The following is a 19,768-nucleotide window of genomic DNA, read 5'->3' as shown; positions in this document are numbered from 1 at the left end:
GACGGGGTGCCCGACTGCGGTCCCCCGTCAACAGACAACCACCCGGCCGCCCGTCCTCTTCCCGGCGATGGAGTCCACCTGATCCGCCCGCGCGTGATTGGATGCGGAGGCCGTGTTCACCAACACGACACCATTTCCATTTCCCCGTACCGACGAGGTCGGCGCTCCGCGCGACGACAGACGAGGTGACCAGTGGCGGCACCCAACCTCACCCGCGACGAGGCGCAGCAGCGCGCCGGACTGCTGGAAGTCGACTCCTACCGGATCGAGCTGGACCTGACCGACGGAGGCGGCAAGCCGGGTTCGGAGACGTTCCGCTCGACCACGGCGGTGACCTTCCGCAGCCGCGAGGCGGGTGCCTCCACCCGCATCGACCTCGTGGCCGCCTCGGTGCGCCGCGCGGTGCTCAACGGCGTCGAGCTCGACGTCTCCGGCTACCGCGAGGAGGACGGCATCGCGCTGCCCGACCTCGCCGAGACCAACGAGCTCCTGGTCGAGGCCGACTGCCGGTACATGAACACCGGTGAGGGCCTGCACCGGTTCGTCGACCCGGTCGACGGCGAGGTCTACCTGTACTCGCAGTTCGAGACGGCCGACGCGAAGCGCATGTTCACCTGCTTCGACCAGCCGGACCTCAAGGCCGTCTACGACATCACCGTGCAGGCACCCGCGCACTGGAAGGTGGTGTCCAACGCGGCGATCGAGTCCACCTCGGAGGGCGAGGGCGGCACCGCCAAGCACGTCTTCGGCACCACGAAGCCCATGTCCACCTACCTGGTGGCGATGGTCGCCGGACCGTACGCCGAGTGGCGCGACGAGTTCACCGACGGCGAGACCACGATCCCCCTCGGCATCTACTGCCGCGCCTCGCTGGCCGCGCACATGGACCACGAGCGGCTGTTCACCGAGACCAAGCAGGGCTTCGGGTTCTTCCACGAGGCGTTCGGCGTGAAGTACCCGTTCGGGAAGTACGACCAGTGCTTCGTGCCGGAGTTCAACGCGGGCGCGATGGAGAACGCGGGCTGCGTCACCTTCCTGGAGGACTACGTCTTCCGCAGCCGGGTGACGCGCTACCTGTACGAGCGCCGCGCCGAGACCGTGCTGCACGAGATGGCGCACATGTGGTTCGGCGACCTGGTCACCATGCGCTGGTGGGACGACCTGTGGCTGAACGAGTCGTTCGCCACCTGGGCGTCGGTGCTCGCGCAGGCGGGCGCGACCGAGTACAAGCACGCCTGGACCACGTTCGCGAAGATCGAGAAGTCCTGGGCGTACCGGCAGGACCAGCTCCCGTCCACGCACCCGGTGGCCGCGGACATCCCGGACGTGCAGGCGGTCGAGGTCAACTTCGACGGCATCACGTACGCCAAGGGCGCCTCGGTGCTCAAGCAGCTGGTGGCGTACGTGGGCCTGGAGAACTTCCTGGCGGGCCTGCGGGTCTACTTCGCCAAGCACTCGTGGGGCAACGCCACGCTGGCCGACCTGCTGGGCGCGCTGGAGGAGGCCTCCGGCCGCGACCTGTCGTGGTGGAGCGCGCAGTGGCTGGAGACCACCGGCCTGAACCTGCTGCGCCCCAAGTACTCCGTGGACGCCGAGGGCCGGTTCACCGAGTTCTCCGTCGTGCAGGGCGGGGCGCGGCCGGGCGCGGGCGAGCTGCGCACGCACCGGCTGGCCGTCGGCGTGTACGACGAGGAGGACGGCAAGCTGGTGCGCAAGCACCGGGTCGAGCTGGACGTGTCCGGCGAGAGCACGGACGTGCCCGAGCTGGTCGGCGTGCACCGGGGCAAGCTGGTGCTGGTCAACGACGACGACCTCACCTACTGCACGATGCGGCTGGACCCGGACTCGCTGGCGACGCTGGTCGACCGGATCTCCGACATCGCCGAGCCGCTGCCGCGCACCCTGTGCTGGTCGGCCGCGTGGGAGATGACCCGCGAGGCCGAGCTGAAGGCCCGCGACTTCGTGAACCTGGTGCTGGGCGGGCTGGGCTCGGAGTCCGAGGTGGGCGTGGTGCAGCGGCTGCTGCTCCAGGCGCAGACCGCGCTGTCGTCCTACGCGGACGCGTCGTGGCGCGCGGAGGGCTGGTCGCGGTTCACCGCCACCACCCTGGACCTGGCGCGGAGCGCGGAGCCGGGCTCGGACCACCAGCTGGCGTTCGTCAACGCGCTCACCGGGTCGGTGCTGGGCGAGGAGGCCGTGTCGGTGCTGAAGGGCTGGCTGGACGGCTCCGCGCCGCTGGCCGGGCTCGACGTGGACACCGACCTGCGGTGGCGGCTGCTCCAGGCGCTGGTGGCGCACGGCGCGGCCGGGGCCGAGGAGATCGCGGCCGAGGAGGAGCGCGACCCCACCTCGACCGGGCACCGGCGGGCGCAGTCGGCGCGCGCGATGCGGCCGACGGTGGAGGCGAAGGACGAGGCCTGGGACCGGGCGGTGCACGACGACGCGCTGCCGAACGCGGTGAGCGAGGCGATCGTGTTCGGCATCCAGCACCCGGCGCAGAAGGAGCTGCTGGCGCCGTACGCGGCCCGGTACTTCCAGGACGTGGCGGACGTGTGGGAGCGGCGGTCCAGCGAGCGGGCGCAGTCCGTGGTCGTGGGGCTGTACCCGTCGTGGTCGATCACGCCGGAGACGGTGGCGGCCTCGGACGAGTGGCTGGCCCAGGAGCGCCCGCCCGCGCTGCGGCGCCTGGTGTCGGAGGGTCGCGCCGGGATCGTGCGCGCCCTGGCGGCGCAGGAGTTCGACAGGTCGTAACACCCCTGACGCTGACGAGCGAGAGGCCCCGGTGGACTCGTCCACCGGGGCCTCTCGGGTCTTCGGAATCCTTTACGGACGCGGCCTGCCCGCCTGGTCGGTCAGCATCCTGAGCCCGCCGACGATGCCGCCGGACAGGTCGCCCTCCTTGAAGGAGGCGATCATGCTCATGACCGCGAGCTTCGCGCCCCGGTCGGCGAGCCTGCGGTGCGCCTCCTCGCCGGTGACGACCTCGACCACGCGCTCGCCGGGCGACACCGCGACCAGCACGGCGTGCGCGGGCCTCGGGGTCGCGGCGTGCAGCTGCTCGGCCTTCGCCCGGCTCTCCTTGCCGCCCAGCTCGCCCAGGTAGACGCTGAAGTCCAGGCCGGTGGTGCGGCTGGCCAGGGTCAGGGCGTCGTCCAGGGCGGCGAGCTGCACCGGCGTGAACGGCAGGCTCGGGCCTTCGGACTCGTGCATCCGCGCGGCGGAGATCCGGCCGCTGCCGGTGATCGCCTCACCGGGCTTCAGGTCCGCCGGGTCGACGACGGGGCGGGCCACCTCACCAGCTCCCACGAGCGCCTCCCCTTGCCGTGCCGCCTGCCGCCGGAACGGTCCCGGCGCTGGTCGCCCGCTGCCCCGCGTTCGCGCTCCACCAGACCGGCGGGTGGGTCCACTCCTGGCCCGGCCGGTAGCGCTGGACGCGGGTCGTCTTCCGCCTCAGCGTCAGTAGCGCGATCACGCCGAAGATGGCCAGCGGGATCAGCGCGAAGACGAGAACGGTCTCCACGATGGTCACGGCCGCTACCGTAACCGATCAGCCGCGCGCCGTCCGATCGGGGGCGAGCGCCCCTTCGCTGGTCAGCGGGCGCCACCAGGGGCAGCGCGAGTGTGAACGCGCGCACCGCCCCCGGCGAGCCCCGTCAACCGTTCGGCCCAGCGCTCCCGGCCGGGCGCAGCAGTCCGCACGTCCGGACGGCCTGCCGCCGGACGGGTGCGGACGGGTGCCGGTTTGGCGTCTTGTCCTTCCCGGTCAAGCCTTCTAACTTTTCACCTGTACGGACCTTGTGGTTCTGCGCCAGGTTGGCAAATCCCACACATTGAGCCACGGAAGGCACGGCATGTACACCTCGGAGTCCCCCCAGGCTGTTGTCGTCACCCTTTTGCCGGACACCCACTGGACGCAATCTGTTACCGCCACTCGGCGGGTGGCGGGGTCCGCCGAACCCGCTCGTGGCACCACCGACGACTCCGTCCGCATCACGGCCGCCGACTCCGTCCGGATCACCTGCCTGGACAGCGCGCGCGCCGCGGTCGCCAACCGGGGCCTCGGGGGCGCTCGGGGCGCTCTCCGCACCAGTGCGGACGAGAGCGCGCGCATCGCGGCGAGCGGCAGCGTGCGGATCACGGGGCGTGACGACAGCGTGCGGATCACCGCGCGGCGGGACGACTCGGTCCGCATCACGGCGGCGGACGGCTCCGTGCGCATCACGGCGCGGCACGACGACAGCGTGCGCATCACGGCGGCCGACGACTCGGTCCGCATCACCGCCGTCGACGGCTCCGTGCGCATCACCGCGGGGCAGGACGAGAGCGTGCGCATCACCGCGCACGACGACAGCGTCCGGATCACCGCGCGCGAGGACGACAGCGTGCGCATCACGGCGCGGCAGGACGACAGCGTGCGCATCACCGCGCTCGCCGCGTGACGGGGGTCCCCGGCAGGCCCTAGGCCGCGGGCTCCCCCAGGTAGGGGAGCCACTGGGGGTCGGCGTCGGTGACCCCGGCCAGCAGCCGCCAGTGCGGCCCCCTGGGCGCGGCGGGCACCACGCGCAACCGCCACCCCAGCTCCGACAGCAGCTTGTCGGCCTTGCGGTGGTTGCACTTGGCGCAGCACGCCACGCAGTTGGTCCACGTGTGGGGGCCGCCCCGGCTCCTCGGCACGACGTGGTCGATCGTCTCGGCCCGCCCGCCGCAGTAGGCGCACCGGTACCGGTCGCGGTGCATCAGCCCCGCCCTGGTCAGCGGCACGCGCCCGCGGTAGGGCACCCGGACGTGGTTGCTCAGCCTGATCACCGAGGGCACGAGCACCTCGGCCGTCGAGGAGTGCAGCACGGTCCCGTCCGGGTCCCCGTGCACCACCTCGGCCTTGCCGCAGACCACGAGCACGACGGCGCGGCGCAGCGGCAGCGCGGTCAGGGGCTCGAAGGTCGTGTTGAGCAGCAGCACCTTGCGTCTACCCCAGGGGAACACGATCGGCTTGACCGCCGAGCCCGTCCCCTCCCCGTCGACCACAGCGTGCACACGTGGCTGTTTTTGGCCGGACGGGGCCGGCGGCGCGATCCCGGCGTTCACCAGGGCGCCGATCGGGGTGGGTTGTCGGTCTGGCACGCGACCACCTCCACCGGTTCTGCGCCTAGCAGACCACACTTCACCCCCAAAAATCACCTGTGATATGCGACCTGTCGTCCGCCCAAGGCCGAATACCCGACGCGCCGCCGCCTAACGGCGATCGTTTTCAACGGCGGGGCTACGCTCGGCGGGGTGACCGAGCACAGTGCCGCGACGCTGCCCGCGACGACCGCGTACCCACCGGCCACCCGGCTGGACCTCGTCGAGGACCTGCACGGGCACCGGGTCGCCGACCCGTACCGCTGGCTGGAGGACCCGGCCGACCCCGAGACCGAGCGCTGGTCCGCCGCGCAGGACGGGCTGACGGCGTCCTGGCTGGGCGCGCTGCCCGGCCGCGAGGCGCTGGCCGCGCGGCTGACCGAGCTGAGCCGCACCGGGTCGGTCGGCGCGCCGACGTGGCGGGCGGGCCGCGCGTTCTTCACCCGCCGCGACCCCGACCAGGACCACGCCGTGCTGCGCGTGCGCGAGCCAGACGGCTCGGAGCGGGTGCTGCTCGACCCGGTCGCGCTCGACCCGACCGGCGCGACGACCCTGGACAGCTGGTCGCCCTCGCGCGAGGGGACCCGGCTGGCCTACCAGGTGTCGGTGGGCGGCGACGAGCACTCGCTGCTGCACGTGCTGGACGTGGACTCCGGCGAGCTGGTCGAGGGCCCGATCGACCGCTGCCGCTACTCCCCCGTCGGCTGGCTGCCCGGCGGCGAGGAGTTCTTCTACGTGCGGCAGCTCGACCCTGGGCTGGTGCCGGAGGACGAGCGGCTGTTCCACCGCAGGGTGTGGCGGCACCGGGTGGGCGCCGACCCGTCGACCGACGCGAACGTGCACGGCGACGAGCTGGACCACACCTACTACTACGGCCTGTCGGTGTCGGCGGACGGCCGCTGGCTGGTGGTCAGCGGCGCGGCGGGCACGGTGCAGCGCAACTCGGTGTGGATCGCGGACCTGGCCGCGGGCGTGGGCCCGGCGGGCGGCGGCCTGCGCCCGGTGATCACCGCCGACGCGGGCGCGCAGACCAGCGCGTCGGTGGCCCGCGACGGCAGGCTGTACCTGACCACGAGCCTGGGCGCCCCGAGGTTCCGGCTGTGCGTCACCGACCCGGCCGACCCCGGCGCGCCCGAGGACTGGACCGAGCTGGCGCCCGAGCAGCAGGACTCGGTGCTGGAGGGCGCGGGCCTGCTGGCGGGCTCGCTGGTGCTGCTGCGCACCCGGCACGCGGTGTCCGAGCTGCACCTGCACGACGCGACCGGGGCGCACGTGCGCGAGATCCCGACGCCGGGCACGGGCTCGGTGCACGGCTGGTCCACCACCGACGCGCTCACCGACCCGGACGACGACCGGCTGTGGTTCGGCTGGACCGACTTCGCCACGCCCGTGTCCGTGCACCGGTTCTCGATCTCCACCGGCGGGACCGAGCTGGACACCCCCAACCCCGGCTCGGTGCGGCTGCCGGACGTGACCACCCGGCAGGTCGAGTTCACCTCCCCGGACGGCACGACCGTGCGGATGTTCCTGGTCGCGGGCTCGGCCGAGCCCGACCTGCCCAGGCCCGCGCTGGTCACCGGCTACGGCGGCTTCGCCGTCGGCCGGGGCCCCGGCTACGCCTCGACCGCGCTGGCCTGGGCCGAGGCGGGCGGGGTGTGGGCGCACGTGTCGCTGCGCGGCGGCGACGAGGAGGGCGAGGAGTGGCACCGCGCGGGCAGGCGCGAGCGCAAGCAGAACGTGTTCGACGACTTCCACGCCGCCGCCGAGCACCTGGTGGGACAGGGGTGGACGACCCCGCAGCAGCTGGCGATCATGGGTGGGTCCAACGGCGGACTGCTGGTCGGCGCCGCGCTGACCCAGCGGCCGGAGCTGTACGCGGCGGTGGTCTGCTCGGCCCCGCTGCTCGACATGGTCCGGTACGAGCGGTTCCTGCTGGGCAGGCTGTGGGCCGAGGAGTACGGCAGCGCCGCCGTCCCCGAGGAGCTGGGGTGGCTGCTGTCCTACTCTCCGTACCACCGGGTCGCACCCGGCGTTGAGTACCCTTCGGTGCTGTTCACGGTGTTCGAGTCGGACAGCCGGGTCGACCCCAACCACGCCCGCAAGATGTGCGCCGCCCTCCAGGCGGCCACCGCGAGCGATCCGGTCAAGCACCCGGTGCTGATCCGCAGGGAGACCGAGGTCGGCCACGCGGGCCGGTCGGTGAGCAGGTCGGTCGCGCTGGCCGCGGACCAGGTGTCGTTCCTGGCGTGGGCGACGGGCCTGGAGCTGTGAGCCGCGCGGCCGTGAGCGCCGAGTCGTGAGGCACTAGGGAGGATTCGCAGGTGGAGGTCGTGGACGACGTGAAGTCGACGTTGGCCGTGGACTGGTGGGTGGAGAACGGCCCGAAGCTCGCCGAGGGCGCGATCCGGATCACGCTCACGGTGCTGATCGCCGTGATCGTCCGGTTCCTGCTGCGGCGGCTGATCGACCGGCTCACCGTGGGCGGCGCCGAGAAGGGCCGCAGGCCCCGGCTGCTGCGCCCGCTGCGCGAGCGGGCCCCGCAGGCGCTGAGCGCCCTGGTGTCCGAGCGCCGCGAGCAGCGCGCCCGCACCATCGGCTCGGTCCTCAAGTCCGTCGTCACGATGGTCGTGTTCGGCGTGGCGTTCATCCAGGTGCTCACCGAGCTGGGCATGAACGTCGCGCCGATCCTGACCTCCGCGGGCATCCTGGGCGTCGCGATCGGCTTCGGCGCCCAGAACCTGGTGAAGGACTTCCTGTCCGGCATGTTCATGATGCTGGAGGACCAGTACGGCGTGGGCGACGTGGTCGACCTCGGCCCGGCCACCGGCACGGTGGAGAGCGTGGGCCTGCGGATCACCACGATCCGGGACACCAACGGCACCGTCTGGTACGTGCGCAACGGCGAGATCCTGCGGGTGGGCAACTCCTCGCAGGGCTTCGCCGTGGCGGTGGTGGACCTGCCGCTGGCGTACGGCGCGAACCTGGCCGACGTCACCGAGATCCTGGCCAAGGCCGCGGCCGAGGCGACCGAGTCCGAGCCGCTGTCGAACGACGTGATCGCGAAGCCGGACGTGCTCGGCGTGGAGAAGGTCACCCCCGAGGGCCTGACCATCCGGGTGACGACGAAGGTGCGCCCCGGCCGCCAGTGGGCGGTGCAGCGGGCGCTGCGGGCGAAGCTGATGCACGCGCTGGAGGACCAGGGCATCTCGCTGAGCCCGGCCGCCGCGACGGCCCCCTCGGTGACGCCCGCCCCGCCCGGCAACTACGGCACGCCGACCCCCGTGGTCAAGAAGTCCTGATGGCCGCCCCTGTGTGCGGTCGCGGGCGGCGGTCAGTCAGGATGGACGCGTGACCACGCCGGAGAACTTCTACGAAGCGGTGGGCGGGTACGAGACGTTCCGCCGCATCGTCGCCCGCTTCTACGAGGAGGTCGCCAAGGACGAGGTGCTGCGGCCGATGTACCCGGAGGAGGACCTGGGGCCCGCCGAGGAGCGGTTCCGGCTCTTCCTGATGCAGTACTGGGGCGGCCCGCACACCTACTCCGAGCGCAGGGGCCACCCCCGGCTGCGGATGCGGCACATGCCGTTCGAGATCGGGCCGAGGGAGCGGGACGCCTGGCTGCGCTGCGCGAAGGCGGGCGTGGACGAGGCCGACCTCACGCCGCAGCAGCGGGAGCAGCTGTGGGGGTACCTGGAGATGGCCGCGAACAGCCTGGTCAACACCTGGGGCTGAGCGGTGGCCCGACCGCGCCGCAGGCACTCCCCCGACCGGGTCTTGGCAGACCACACCGAATGGCAGGATGAACCCTCGTGCGACGTTCCTCCGACCTCAGCCCCGAGCAGGCCGACGAGTCAGCCTGGTGGCACGACGCCGTCTTCTACCAGGTCTACGTCCGCTCGTTCGCCGACTCGAACGGCGACGGGGTCGGTGATCTGGACGGCATCCGCTCCCGGCTCGGCTACCTCGAACTGCTGGGCGTCGACGCCCTGTGGCTCACGCCGTTCTACACCTCCCCGATGGCCGACCACGGCTACGACGTCGCGGACCCGCGCGACGTCGACCCGCTGTTCGGCGACCTGGCCGCGTTCGACCGGCTGGTCGCCGAGGCCCACGAGCACAACATGAAGATCACCGTCGACCTGGTGCCGAACCACAGCAGCGACCGGCACGAGTGGTTCCAGGCCGCGCTGCTGGCCGCGCCGGGCGGTCCCGAGCGGAACCGCTACATCTTCCGGGACGGGCGCGGCTTCGACGGGTCGCAGCCGCCGAACAACTGGACCAGCATCTTCGGCGGCCCGGCGTGGACGCGGGTCGCGGACGGGCAGTGGTACCTGCACCTGTTCGCGCCCGAGCAGCCGGACCTGAACTGGGACAACCCGGAGGTGTCCGCCGACCTGGCGCGGACCCTGCGGTTCTGGCTGGACCGGGGCGTCGACGGGTTCCGGATCGACGTCGCGCACGGCATGGCCAAGCCGCACGGCCTGCCGGACATGGACGTGCGCGCCGAGCAGGCGTCCGGCGTGCTGCACGACAACGCGCTCGACCCGAGGTTCGACGACGACGGCGTGCACGAGCACCACCGGATGATCCGGAAGGTGATCGACTCCTACCCCGGCCGGATGGCCGTGGGTGAGATCTGGGTGCAGGGCGACGACCGGTTCGCCCGCTACGTGCGGCCGGACGAGCTGCACCTGGGCTTCAACTTCCGCCTGGTGCAGGCCGGGTTCGAGGCCGAGCAGGTGCGCGCGGCGATCGAGCACTCGCTGGCCGCCGTGGCGCCGACCGGCACCCCGCCGACCTGGACGCTGTCCAACCACGACGTGGTGCGGCACGTGACCCGGTACGGGGGCGGCGCGCTGGGCGCGCAGCGGGCGCGGGCGATGGCGCTGGTGCAGCTGGCGCTGCCGGGCGTGGTCTACCTGTACAACGGCGAGGAGCTGGGCCTGCCGAACGTGGAGCTGCCGGACTGGGCGCTCCAGGACCCGACGTGGGTCCGCTCCGGGCACACCGACCGGGGCCGCGACGGCTGCCGCGTGCCGCTGCCGTGGGAGGGCTCGGCCCCGCCGTTCGGGTTCTCCTCCGGGCAGGGGTCGTGGCTGCCGCAGCCGGACGAGTGGGCCGGGCTGACCGCCGAGCGGCAGCTGGAGGACCCGGACTCGATGCTGTCGCTGTACCGGCAGGCGCTGGAGCTGCGGAAGTCCACCGAGGGCATGTCCGGGACCGAGCTGGAGTGGTACGGGGCGCCCCCCGGCTGCTTCGCGTTCCGCCGCAAGGGCGGGGGGCTGATCTGCGCCCTGAACACCTCGGGCGCGCCGGTGCCGCTGCCCCCTGGCGAGGTCCTGCTCTCCAGCGGGCCGATGGACGGCGACCAGCTGCCGCCGGACACCGCGGTGTGGCTGGTCTGAGGTCTCGTGCCTTCGAGGGCCGGGTGGTCGGAAGTCGACCGCCCGGCCTTCGCATTGGGCCAGCTACACCAGCAGCGGCAGCATGGAGTGCCTGCGCCTGACCACCGCGCCGAAGCGGGCGTCGATGCGCAGCCACGAGTCGGTGGCGGTGACCCGGACGTCGTCGCCGCCCAGGAAGCCCATGCCGGACAGCGCGAACAGGCAGCGCAGCGGCACCTTCACGTCCAGGCCGGAGCCGGAGACGGTCAGCACGGTCTGGTCCAGCAGCGACGCGGGCGGGGTGCCGTGCGGGCCGGTGTTCTCCCTGGCCAGCGCGACGCCCTGGTCGGCCAGCTCGGTCACCACGGCGCCGGGCAGCAGGTCGACGCGCTGCCAGCCCGACAGGGGCGGCAGGGCCGAGCGCCACATCAGGTCCTTGGCGGGACCGGCGTCGACCGTGTCGCCGCGCAGCACGGCGAGCCCGGTGAGCAGGTCGCTGCCGGAGACGGTGACGTCGCCGGGGTCGACGCGGCCCGCGACGGTGCGGGTGGCGAGGGTGTCGAACGGGGTGGCCACCCAGGCGTCGACGTGCCCGCCCGTCGGCCGGTTGCGCAATCGCACGACCACCTGCTGGTCGAGGCGGACCGCGCGGGCGACGAACGCCCCGAGGTCGTCGCGCTCGCTGGGGTCGGTGAAGACGAGTTCAGGCACCGGCACCTCCGGGCGTTCCGGCGCGCCACCCGGCGAGGAAGTCGCGCTCGGCTTCGGACAGTCGGCGGGGGCGGCCCGCCGCGACGTTGTAGGGCACCATCAGGGTCTCGGCCCTGGCGACGACCGGGCTGTCCGGCCTGCGGCTGCCCCTGACCGCGTAGTCGAGGGTGAAGGACGCGGACTTGAGCTCGCGGACCGACATCTCCACGACCACCTCGCCGCCGCTGAACAGCAGCGGTTGCAGGTACTCGACGACGAGCTTGGCCACCACGACGCCCTCGCGGAGGTCGGGGACCCCCAGCCGGACGGCCTCGGTGAACAGCAGGTCGACGCGGGCCTCCTCCAGCAGAGTGACCGTGTTGGCGTGGTTGACGTGCCCGTACGCGTCCATGTCGGACCACCTCGGACGGACGCCGGTGACGAACACACCCAAGTTGAACGCGCCTCCCGCTTAGTCGCCTTGCCGAAACCCTATCGACGTGCGGGGTCCAGGTTAAGCGGGCCGTCATGAACGGTTTTCACTTGTCTCGCGGGTGACGCGCAGGTCACCCCCCGACCCCCGCTCACCTCCGGCGGGCGGCGGTCGAGCCGCGCACCACCAGCTCGGGCTGGAACACGAACTCGGCGTGCGGCGCGGGCGTGCCCGCGACCTCCTCCAGCAGCGCGTGCACGGCGGCCTGGCCCATGGCCTCCACCGGCTGGCGCAACGTGGTCAGGGGTGGGTCGGCGAACCCGATCAGCGGCGAGTCGTCGAAGCCGACCACCGACACGTCTCCGGGAACCCGCAGGCCACGGCCCCGCGCGGCCCGGATCGCGCCGAACGCCATCAGGTCGCTGCCGCACACGACCGCCGTGCAGCCCCGGTCGAGCAGGGCGTCGGCGGCGGCCTGCCCGCCCTCGACGGTGAACAGCGAGTGCTCCACCGGACCGGTCGCCGCGCCGCCCGCGAAGGCCGCCGCGAAGCCCTCGGCGAGCCGCTGCGTCGGCACGTACCGGGGCGGCCCCACGGCCAGCCCGACCTTCTCGTGGCCGAGCTCCAGCAGGTGCGAGACGGCCAGCCTGGCGGCGGCCCGGTAGTCCACCGAGACGAACGGCGCGGACACGTGCTCGGTGAAACCGTTGACCATGACGAACGGCACACCGCGACCGGTGAGCTTGACGTAGCGGTCGGGGTCGGCTGTTGTGTCGGCGTGGAGACCGGAGACGAACACGATCCCGGTCACCCCCCGGTCGACCAGCAGTTCGGTCAGCTGGTCCTCCGACGAACCGCCCGGCGTCTGCGTGCACAGCACCGGCGTGTAGCCCTCCCTGGTCAGAACCTGCTCGATGACCTGGGCGAACACCGGGAAGATCGGGTTGGTCAGCTCCGGGATGATCAGGCCGACCAGCCCCTGGGTGCGCTGGCGCAGCCTCGGCGGGCGCTCGTAGCCGAGCACGTCCATGGCGGCCACGACGGCTTGCCTGGTCGTGGGCGACACGCCCGCCTTGCCGTTCACGACGCGGCTGACCGTGGCCTCGCTGACGCCCGCTTGAGCGGCAATGTCACTGAGCCGAGCTGTCACCCGGCTGACTTTACGGCCGGTGCGGTCGGGCTCTGGCAACCACCGCTGGGTCCGTCCCGGCGCGCTGCCACCCGTTCGGCGCAGTGCGCGAAAGAGGTTGCAGCGGTTTTCAGCAATTTACGCAACTGGTAAGACCTGGACACATCCCTGCAAAACACCCTGCACCAGAGGAGTCACCGTGGCACCCCCTGCACGGAAGATCGCCCTGTTCGCCGCCGGAGCCCTGATAGCCGGCGTGGTCGCCGCCGGGGCGACCCAGCTGGCCTCGACCCCGCCCACGGCCACCGCCACCCCGCCCGGCGCCAAGACCGTGACCGCGACCCTGTTCCAGTGGACCTTCGATCGCGTGGCCACCGAGTGCGCCACCACCCTCGGCCCCAAGGGCTACGGCTACGTCGAGGTCTCCCCCGCCACCGAGCACATCCAGGGCGGGACCTGGTGGACCTCGTACCAGCCGGTCAGCTACCGGATCGCCGGTCGGCTCGGCAGCGAGGCCCAGTTCCGGAACATGGTCAGCGCCTGCCACAACGCGGGCGTCAAGGTCATCGCCGACGCGGTGATCAACCACATGTCGGCGGGCTCGGGCACCGGGACCGGCGGCACCCGGTACACGAAGTACGCCTACCCCGGTCACTACGGCGACCAGGACTTCCACACCTGCCGCACCGACATCAACGACTACCGCAACCGGGACAACGTCCAGAACTGCGAGCTCAGCGGCCTGTCGGACCTCAACACCGGCAGCGAGTACGTGCGCAGCGAGATCGCCGAGTACCTGAACAACCTGCTGTCGATGGGCGTCGACGGCTTCCGGATCGACGCGGCCAAGCACATGCCCGCCGCCGACCTGTCCGCGATCAAGGCGAAGCTGACCAAGCGCGACGCGTTCTGGGTGCACGAGGTCATCTACGGCGCGGGCGAGGCGGTGCAGCCGGGCGAGTACACCGGGTCGGGCGACGTCGACGAGTTCCGCTACGCCTACGACCTCAAGCGCGTGTTCACCAGCGAGAACCTGGCCTACCTGAAGAACTTCGGCGAGGGCTGGGGGCACCTGCCGAGCGGGCAGGCGCGCCCGTTCGTGGACAACTGGGACACCGAGCGCAACGGGTCGACGCTGTCGTACAAGGACGGCTCGAACTACACCCTGGCGAACGTGTTCATGCTGGCCTGGCCGTACGGCTCGCCGCAGGTGTACTCGGGCTACGAGTTCTCGAACAAGGACCAGGGCCCGCCCGCGCCCGGCGAGTGCTACAGCAGCGGCTGGGAGTGCCAGCACCGGTGGCCGCAGATCGCGAACATGGTCGGCTTCCGCAACACCACCTCCGGCACGGCCGTGACGAACTGGTGGGACAACGGCCGCAACGCCATCGCGTTCGGCCGGGGCGACAAGGGCTACGCCGTGGTCAACCGGGAGTCCTCGGCGGTGTCGCGGACGTTCCAGACCTCGCTGCCCGCGGGCACCTACTGCGACGTGCAGCGCGACGGCTGCACGGCCACGCACGTGGTCAACTCGGCTGGGCAGTTCACCGCGACGGTGAACGCCAACGAGGCGATCGCGCTGCACGTGGGCGCCATGGGCAACGGGTCGAACCCCGGCGCGGGCGCGGCGGCGTTCTCGGTGAACGCGACGACGGTCATGGGGCAGAACATCTTCGTGGTGGGCGACCACGCCTCGCTGGGCGGGTGGGACCCGGCGCGGGCGGTGGCGCTGTCCTCGGCCTCGTACCCGCTGTGGAAGACCTCGGTGTCGCTGCCGAACGGGACGGCGTTCGCCTACAAGTACATCCGCAAGGAGGCGAACGGGTCGGTGACCTGGGAGAGCGGCGCGAACCGCACCTCGACCTCACCGGCGACGCTGAACGACACCTGGCGGAACTAGCCGGGGGCCGGGAATGAGCACGAGGGCGGGGAGTTCCACGACTCCCCGCCCTCGTGCTGTCCACCGGTCTCGCACGGCTTCGCCGTGCGGGGGCGGGGAGTCGTCGACTCCCCGCCCCCCAACCGTTCACAGCCCCGTCAGCGCACCATGCTCCGCACCTGACGCGCCGCCACCGACAGCGTCGCCAGGTCGAGCCGGTTCGCCCGGTTGATCTCCTCCAGCGCCGCCCGCGCCCGACCGAGCCGGGACGCGTTGGCCTGCTCCCACGCGGCGATCTTCTGCTCGCCGCTGTCCTCCGGGTCGGAGGTGCGCAGCACGTCCACCGTGATCGCCCGCAGCGACGAGTAGAAGTCGTCCCGCAGCGCGAGCCTGGCCAGCGCGTGCCAGCGGTTCTCCCGCTCCAGCGAGGACACCGAGCTGAGCATCCGGTCGATGTCCAGGTGGTCGGACATCGCGAAGTACAGCTCGGCGGTCTCCTCGTGGCTGCGCTCGGCGCCCGCCGACGCGCCCAGGTCCTCGTGCTCGGCCAGCTCGGCGATCTCGGTGACGTCCAGCAGCCCGTAGGTGAACAGCAGCGTGGAGATCCGCGTCGCCAGCTCCTGCGGCACGCCGTGGCCGACCAGCCGGTCGACGTTGGCCAGCACCGACTCCTGCTCGCGGCCCTTGACCAGGTCCACCATCCTCGGCGTGATCCGCTCGACCACACCCCGGAAGCGGGAGATGGCGGCGCTGATCGCCAGCGGCTGCGGCCGGTTGGTCAGCAGCCAGCGGGACGCGCGGTCCAGCAGGCGCCGGGTCTCCAGCAGCATGTCGTCCAGGACCTCGCTGGGCACCGCGTTGTCCAGCTCGCGGATGCTGCGCCACAGCGACGGCAGGTCGTAGATCGAGGTGACCGCCGTGTACGCCCGCACCGCGTCGGTGGTCGACGCGCTCATCTCCTCGGCGAGCCGGAACGCGTAGGAGATGCCGCCGCCGTCCACGACCTCGTTGACCAGGACGGTGGTGATGATCTCCCGGCTGAGCGGGTGGTCCGGGATGGCGTCGCCGAAGCGGGCCCGCAGCTGGCTGGGGAAGTAGTCGGGCAGCTTGCGCGCCGCCGAGTCCATCGTCGGCAGGTCGCTGGCCAGCACCTCCTCCTTCAGCGCCAGCTTCACGTGCGCGAGCAGCGTCGCCAGCTCCGGCGAGGTCAGGCCCTCGCCCGCCTTCTCCAGCGCCTTGAACTCGGCCTGGCTCGGCAGCGCCTCCAGGCCCCGGTCGAGCACGCCGCGCGTCTCCAGGTCGGTGACCAGGCGGGCGTGCACGGACAGCATCGGGGCCGCGTGCGCCCGGCTGACGCCCAGCACCGCGTTCTGCGAGTAGTTGTCGGCCAGCACCAGCTGCCCGACCTCGTCGGTCATCTCGCCCAGCAGCTCGTTGCGCTGCCCGGCGTCCAGCGCGCCCTGCCTGACCAGCTCGTCCAGCAGGATCTTGATGTTGACCTCGTGGTCGGAGCAGTCCACGCCCGCCGAGTTGTCCAGCGCGTCGGTGTTGACCTTGCCGCCGGTACGGGCGAACTCGATGCGACCGCGCTGGGTCAGGCCCAGGTTGCCGCCCTCGCCGACGACCTTGACCCGCAGGTCGCGGCCGTTGACCCGGATCGCGTCGTTGGCCTTGTCGCCGACGTCGCCGTGCGTCTCGGCGGAGGACTTGACGTAGGTGCCGATGCCGCCGTTCCACAGCAGGTCGACCGGGGCGACCAGGACGGCCCGCATCAGCTCCTGCGGGGACAGCTTCAGGGTGCCCTCGGGCAGGCCGAGCGCGACCCTGACCTGCTCGCTGACCGGGATCGACTTGGCGGTGCGCGGGAACACGCCGCCGCCCTCGCTGATCAGCGACCGGTCGTAGTCGTCCCACGAGGAGCGCGGCAGCGCGAACAGCCGGGAGCGCTCGGCGAACGAGGTCGCGGCCACCGGGTTCGGGTCCAGGAAGACGTGCCGGTGGTCGAACGCGGCGACCAGCCGGATGTGCTCGGACAGCAGCATCCCGTTGCCGAACACGTCGCCGGACATGTCGCCGACGCCGACGACGGTGAACTCGTCGGTCTGGGTGTTGGTGCCCAGCTCCCGGAAGTGCCGCTTCACGCTCTCCCAGGCACCCTTGGCGGTGATGCCCATGGCCTTGTGGTCGTAGCCGACCGAGCCGCCGGAGGCGAACGCGTCGCCGAGCCAGAAGCCGTAGGAGCGGGACACCTCGTTGGCGATGTCGGAGAACGACGCGGTGCCCTTGTCGGCGGCCACGACGAGGTAGCTGTCGTCGCCGTCGTGCCGCACCACCTGCGGGGCGGGGACGGTGACGCCCGCCTTGAGGTTGTCGGTCAGGTCGAGCAGGCCCGAGATGAACTGGCGGTAGCAGGCGATGCCCTCGGCCAGGAAAGCCTCGCGGTCCTGGCCCGCGTCACCGGTGGGGGCGGGCGGGCGCTTCACCACGAAGCCGCCCTTCGCGCCGACCGGGACGATCACCGCGTTCTTCACCGCCTGCGCCTTGACCAGGCCCAGCACCTCGGTGCGGAAGTCCTCGCGCCGGTCGGACCAGCGCAGCCCGCCGCGCGCGACCGGCCCGAACCGCAGGTGCACGCCCTCGATCCGCGGCGAGTACACGAAGATCTCGAACCGGGGGCGGGGCTGCGGCAGCTCCGGGATGGCCCTCGGGTTGAGCTTGACCGCCAGGTACGGGCGGGGCGCGCCGTCGGCGTCGCGGACGAAGTAGTTGGTCCGCAGGGTCGCCAGCACCAGGGTGAGCAGGCTGCGCAGGATGCGGTCGGCGTCCAGGCTGGTGACGTCGTCGATCAGCTCGGTGATCCGGGCGGACAGGCGGTCGGTGCGCTCGGTCCTGGCGGGGGCGTCCAGCGCCGGGTCGAAGCGGGTCTCGAACAGCTCGACCAGCGCGGTGGCGACCTGGGTGTGCCCGAGGACGGCGTCCTCGATGTAGTCCTGGCTGTAGGACACGCCCGCCTGGCGCAGGTACTTGGCGTACGCGCGCAGCATGGCCGCCTGCTGCCAGGTCAGGCCGCCGCGCAGCACCAGGGTGTTGAAGCCGTCGACCTCGGACTCGCCGCGCCACGCCGCCGCGAACGCGTCCTGGAAGCGGACGCGCACCGAGTCGAGGTCCTCGTCGGTGAGCTTCTCCAGGGTGGCCGGGTCCAGGCGCAGGCCGAAGTCGTAGATCCAGCACTCGACGCCGTCGTCGCGCACCAGGTCGTACGGCCGCTCGTCGACCACGACCACGCCCATGCGCTGGAGCATCGGCAGCACGTCGGACAGGGTGACGCGCGCGCCCGCGAGGAACAGCTTGAACCGCCGCTCGCCCGGCTCGGCGTCGCGCGGCACGTAGAACACCATGTCCAGGTCGCCCTGGCCCAGCGCCTCGATGCGGCGGAAGTCGGCGAGGCCCTCGGTGGCGGTGAAGTCCTCCTTGTAGGCCTCGGGGAACGCGCCCGCGATCCGCTGGCCCTGCTCGCCCGCCGACTCGGCGCCCAGCTCGTTCGAGCGGGCGGTCTCGGCCAGCACCGCCTCGACCATGCGGTCGTCCCAGGAGCGCACGGCCTCGGCGAGGCGCTGCTGGATGAGCCCGGTGTCCGGGGTGGCGCCCTGGTCGGCGGCCGGATCGGTGTGCACGGTGAAGTGCACGCGGGCCAGCGCGGACTCGCCGATGCGGGCGCTGTACTCCAGGTTGACGCCGCCCAGCTCGTCGATCAGCACCTCCTGCATGGCCAGCCGCGAGGTGGTGGTGTAGCGGTCGCGCGGCAGGTAGACCAGGCAGGAGTAGAAGCGGCCGTACGGGTCGCGGCGCAGGAACAGCCGCAGGCGGCGGCGCTCGGCGAGCGCGATGACGCCCGTGACGGTGAGGTGCAGCGTCTCCGCGTTCACCGAGAACAGCTCGGTGCGCGGGTAGTTCTGGATGACCTCGAGCATCCGCTGGCCCGAGTAGGAGTGCAGCGGGAAGCCTGCGCTGTGGATGACGTCGCGGACGCGGCGCTCGATGACGGGGATGTCCAGGACGTCCTCGTGCAGCGCGGTCGTGGACAGCACGCCGAGGAAGCGGTGCTCGCCGTCGACGCGGCCCTCGGCGTCGAAGGTCCGGACGCCCACGTAGTACGGGTAGACCGAGCGGTGCACGCTGGCCTGGGCGCTGGCCTGGGTGAGGACCAGCAGCTCCGGGGTGGGCGTTCCGGCGTCGGGCCCGGCGGTGAGGGCGTGCGCGGCGGGGCTGTCCTGGCGCAGCACGCCGAGACCGGCCTCGCCCGAGGGGCGCAGGACCGGCTCGCCGCCGTCGCGGGCGACCTCGTAGCGGCGGTAGCCGAGGAACGTGAAGTGCTCGTCGGCCAGCCACTCCAGCAGCCGCGCGCCGTCCTGCACCTCGTGCTCGGGCAGCGGGAGGCCGTCGCCGCGCAGGGACTTGGCCAGCTCGCGGGCGGTGGTGACCATGCGGTCGGTGTCCTCGACGACCTCGCGGACGTCGTTGAGCACGGAGCGCAGCCCGGCTTCCAGCTCGTGCGCCCGGTCGGCGTCGGTGAGCAGGTCGACCTCGATGTGCATCCACGACTCGGCGGCGGCCCCCTGCGGCGGGTCGGCCGGGTCGGCGGTGGGCAGCACCTCCACGAGGGAGCCGTCGGCCTGGTCGCGGCGCACCACGACGATCGGGTGGATCACGCGCTGCACCTGCACGCCGTTGCGGGTGAGCTCGGAGGCGACCGAGTCCACCAGGTAGGGCATGTCGTCGGTGACGATCTGCACGACGGTCGCGGGGCACTGCCAGCCGTCCCGCTCCCTGGTGGGGTTGAGCACCCGCACCGTGGGGCGGCCCGCCACGCGGCTCTCGGCGAGCCGGTGGTTGGAGCGCACCGCGCCCAGCAGGTCGGCCGGGTCGTCGTCGTTGACTTCCTCGGCGGGCACGTGCCGGTAGTAGAGGCGGATCAGCTCGGCGAGCTCGGGCGCGTTCTCGGCGGCTCTGCCGATCAATTCGTCTCGGGTGTGTTCAGGACTGGCCGCACGCGCGGCACCACCCGCGGCGTGGGCGGCGCGCTCGGAACGGGTCGGGAATCCAGTCGAGGTCATGTTCAGGCGACTCCACGC

The 19,768-nt window shown here is 72.2% G+C and carries 14 protein-coding genes; 7 read left to right on the top strand and 7 right to left on the bottom strand.

Translation table 11 applies throughout. The features are described 5' to 3' along the window. Window positions 1-192 precede the first annotated feature (192 nt). Window positions 193-2,751: an aminopeptidase N gene (gene pepN, locus AMIR_RS05730; protein ID WP_012783759.1), complete on the top strand. Its 2,559-nt coding sequence runs from the start codon at window positions 193-195 to the stop codon at window positions 2,749-2,751. A 72-nt stretch (window positions 2,752-2,823) separates the two neighbouring features. On the opposite strand, the gene AMIR_RS05725 is transcribed toward pepN, so the two are convergent. Beyond that, window positions 2,824-3,306, bottom strand: coding sequence for a DUF5130 family protein (locus AMIR_RS05725; RefSeq protein ID WP_012783758.1), 483 nt, complete (start codon window positions 3,304-3,306; stop codon window positions 2,824-2,826). Continuing rightward, window positions 3,293-3,529, bottom strand: coding sequence for an aa3-type cytochrome oxidase subunit CtaJ (gene ctaJ, locus AMIR_RS05720; protein ID WP_012783757.1), 237 nt, complete (start codon window positions 3,527-3,529; stop codon window positions 3,293-3,295). The genes AMIR_RS05725 and ctaJ overlap by 14 nt, the downstream gene beginning before the upstream one ends. A gap of 409 nt (window positions 3,530-3,938) precedes the next feature. Here ctaJ and AMIR_RS38075 point away from each other — a divergent pair, with 409 nt between their 5' ends. Then, window positions 3,939-4,439, top strand: a complete 501-nt coding sequence (locus AMIR_RS38075; RefSeq protein ID WP_041836602.1) for a DUF2345 domain-containing protein — start codon at window positions 3,939-3,941, stop codon at window positions 4,437-4,439. A 19-nt stretch (window positions 4,440-4,458) separates the two neighbouring features. On the opposite strand, the gene AMIR_RS05710 is transcribed toward AMIR_RS38075, so the two are convergent. Continuing rightward, the gene (locus tag AMIR_RS05710) at window positions 4,459-5,121 is read right to left on the bottom strand and encodes an HNH endonuclease (RefSeq protein ID WP_012783755.1); all 663 of its coding nucleotides are present in this window, start codon (window positions 5,119-5,121) and stop codon (window positions 4,459-4,461) included. Window positions 5,122-5,274: 153 nt separating this feature from the next. On the opposite strand from AMIR_RS05710, the gene AMIR_RS05705 reads away from it, so the two are divergent. From AMIR_RS05705 to AMIR_RS05690, 4 genes are all read left to right on the top strand, one after another. Then, window positions 5,275-7,392: a prolyl oligopeptidase family serine peptidase gene (locus AMIR_RS05705; RefSeq protein ID WP_012783754.1), complete on the top strand. Its 2,118-nt coding sequence runs from the start codon at window positions 5,275-5,277 to the stop codon at window positions 7,390-7,392. A 50-nt stretch (window positions 7,393-7,442) separates the two neighbouring features. Next, window positions 7,443-8,420 (top strand): mechanosensitive ion channel family protein, encoded by a 978-nt coding sequence (locus tag AMIR_RS05700; protein ID WP_012783753.1) that lies wholly within the window; start codon window positions 7,443-7,445, stop codon window positions 8,418-8,420. A gap of 49 nt (window positions 8,421-8,469) precedes the next feature. Beyond that, the gene (locus tag AMIR_RS05695; RefSeq protein ID WP_012783752.1) at window positions 8,470-8,853 is read left to right on the top strand and encodes a globin; all 384 of its coding nucleotides are present in this window, start codon (window positions 8,470-8,472) and stop codon (window positions 8,851-8,853) included. 77 nt (window positions 8,854-8,930) lie between these two features. Further along, window positions 8,931-10,526 carry a glycoside hydrolase family 13 protein gene (locus AMIR_RS05690; protein ID WP_012783751.1) on the top strand — a complete coding sequence of 532 codons (1,596 nt, stop codon included), beginning with the start codon at window positions 8,931-8,933 and terminating at the stop codon, window positions 10,524-10,526. Window positions 10,527-10,589: 63 nt separating this feature from the next. On the opposite strand, the gene AMIR_RS05685 is transcribed toward AMIR_RS05690, so the two are convergent. The 3 genes from AMIR_RS05685 to AMIR_RS05675 all read right to left on the bottom strand — a co-directional run bounded on the left by AMIR_RS05685 (window position 10,590) and on the right by AMIR_RS05675 (window position 12,778). Continuing rightward, window positions 10,590-11,216 (bottom strand): DUF8185 domain-containing protein, encoded by a 627-nt coding sequence (locus AMIR_RS05685; protein WP_012783750.1) that lies wholly within the window; start codon window positions 11,214-11,216, stop codon window positions 10,590-10,592. Then, window positions 11,209-11,649 (bottom strand): acyl-CoA thioesterase, encoded by a 441-nt coding sequence (locus AMIR_RS05680; protein ID WP_012783749.1) that lies wholly within the window; start codon window positions 11,647-11,649, stop codon window positions 11,209-11,211. The genes AMIR_RS05685 and AMIR_RS05680 overlap by 8 nt, the downstream gene beginning before the upstream one ends. A gap of 130 nt (window positions 11,650-11,779) precedes the next feature. Then, window positions 11,780-12,778, bottom strand: a complete 999-nt coding sequence (locus AMIR_RS05675; protein ID WP_012783748.1) for a LacI family DNA-binding transcriptional regulator — start codon at window positions 12,776-12,778, stop codon at window positions 11,780-11,782. 178 nt (window positions 12,779-12,956) lie between these two features. Between AMIR_RS05675 and AMIR_RS05670 the strand changes: the two genes are divergently transcribed. Further along, window positions 12,957-14,657: a carbohydrate-binding module family 20 domain-containing protein gene (locus AMIR_RS05670; RefSeq protein WP_012783747.1), complete on the top strand. Its 1,701-nt coding sequence runs from the start codon at window positions 12,957-12,959 to the stop codon at window positions 14,655-14,657. A gap of 137 nt (window positions 14,658-14,794) precedes the next feature. On the opposite strand, the gene AMIR_RS05665 is transcribed toward AMIR_RS05670, so the two are convergent. Continuing rightward, on the bottom strand, window positions 14,795-19,750 hold the full coding sequence (locus tag AMIR_RS05665; protein ID WP_012783746.1) for an NAD-glutamate dehydrogenase: 4,956 nt from the start codon (window positions 19,748-19,750) through the stop codon (window positions 14,795-14,797). Between the last annotated feature and the right edge of the window lie 18 nt (window positions 19,751-19,768).

Origin of the sequence: Actinosynnema mirum DSM 43827, assembly GCF_000023245.1 — a bacterium.
GTDB lineage: Bacteria > Actinomycetota > Actinomycetes > Mycobacteriales > Pseudonocardiaceae > Actinosynnema > Actinosynnema mirum.
Note: the sequence above shows the minus strand (reverse complement) of the source record. Positions and strands in the feature narration are given on the sequence as shown.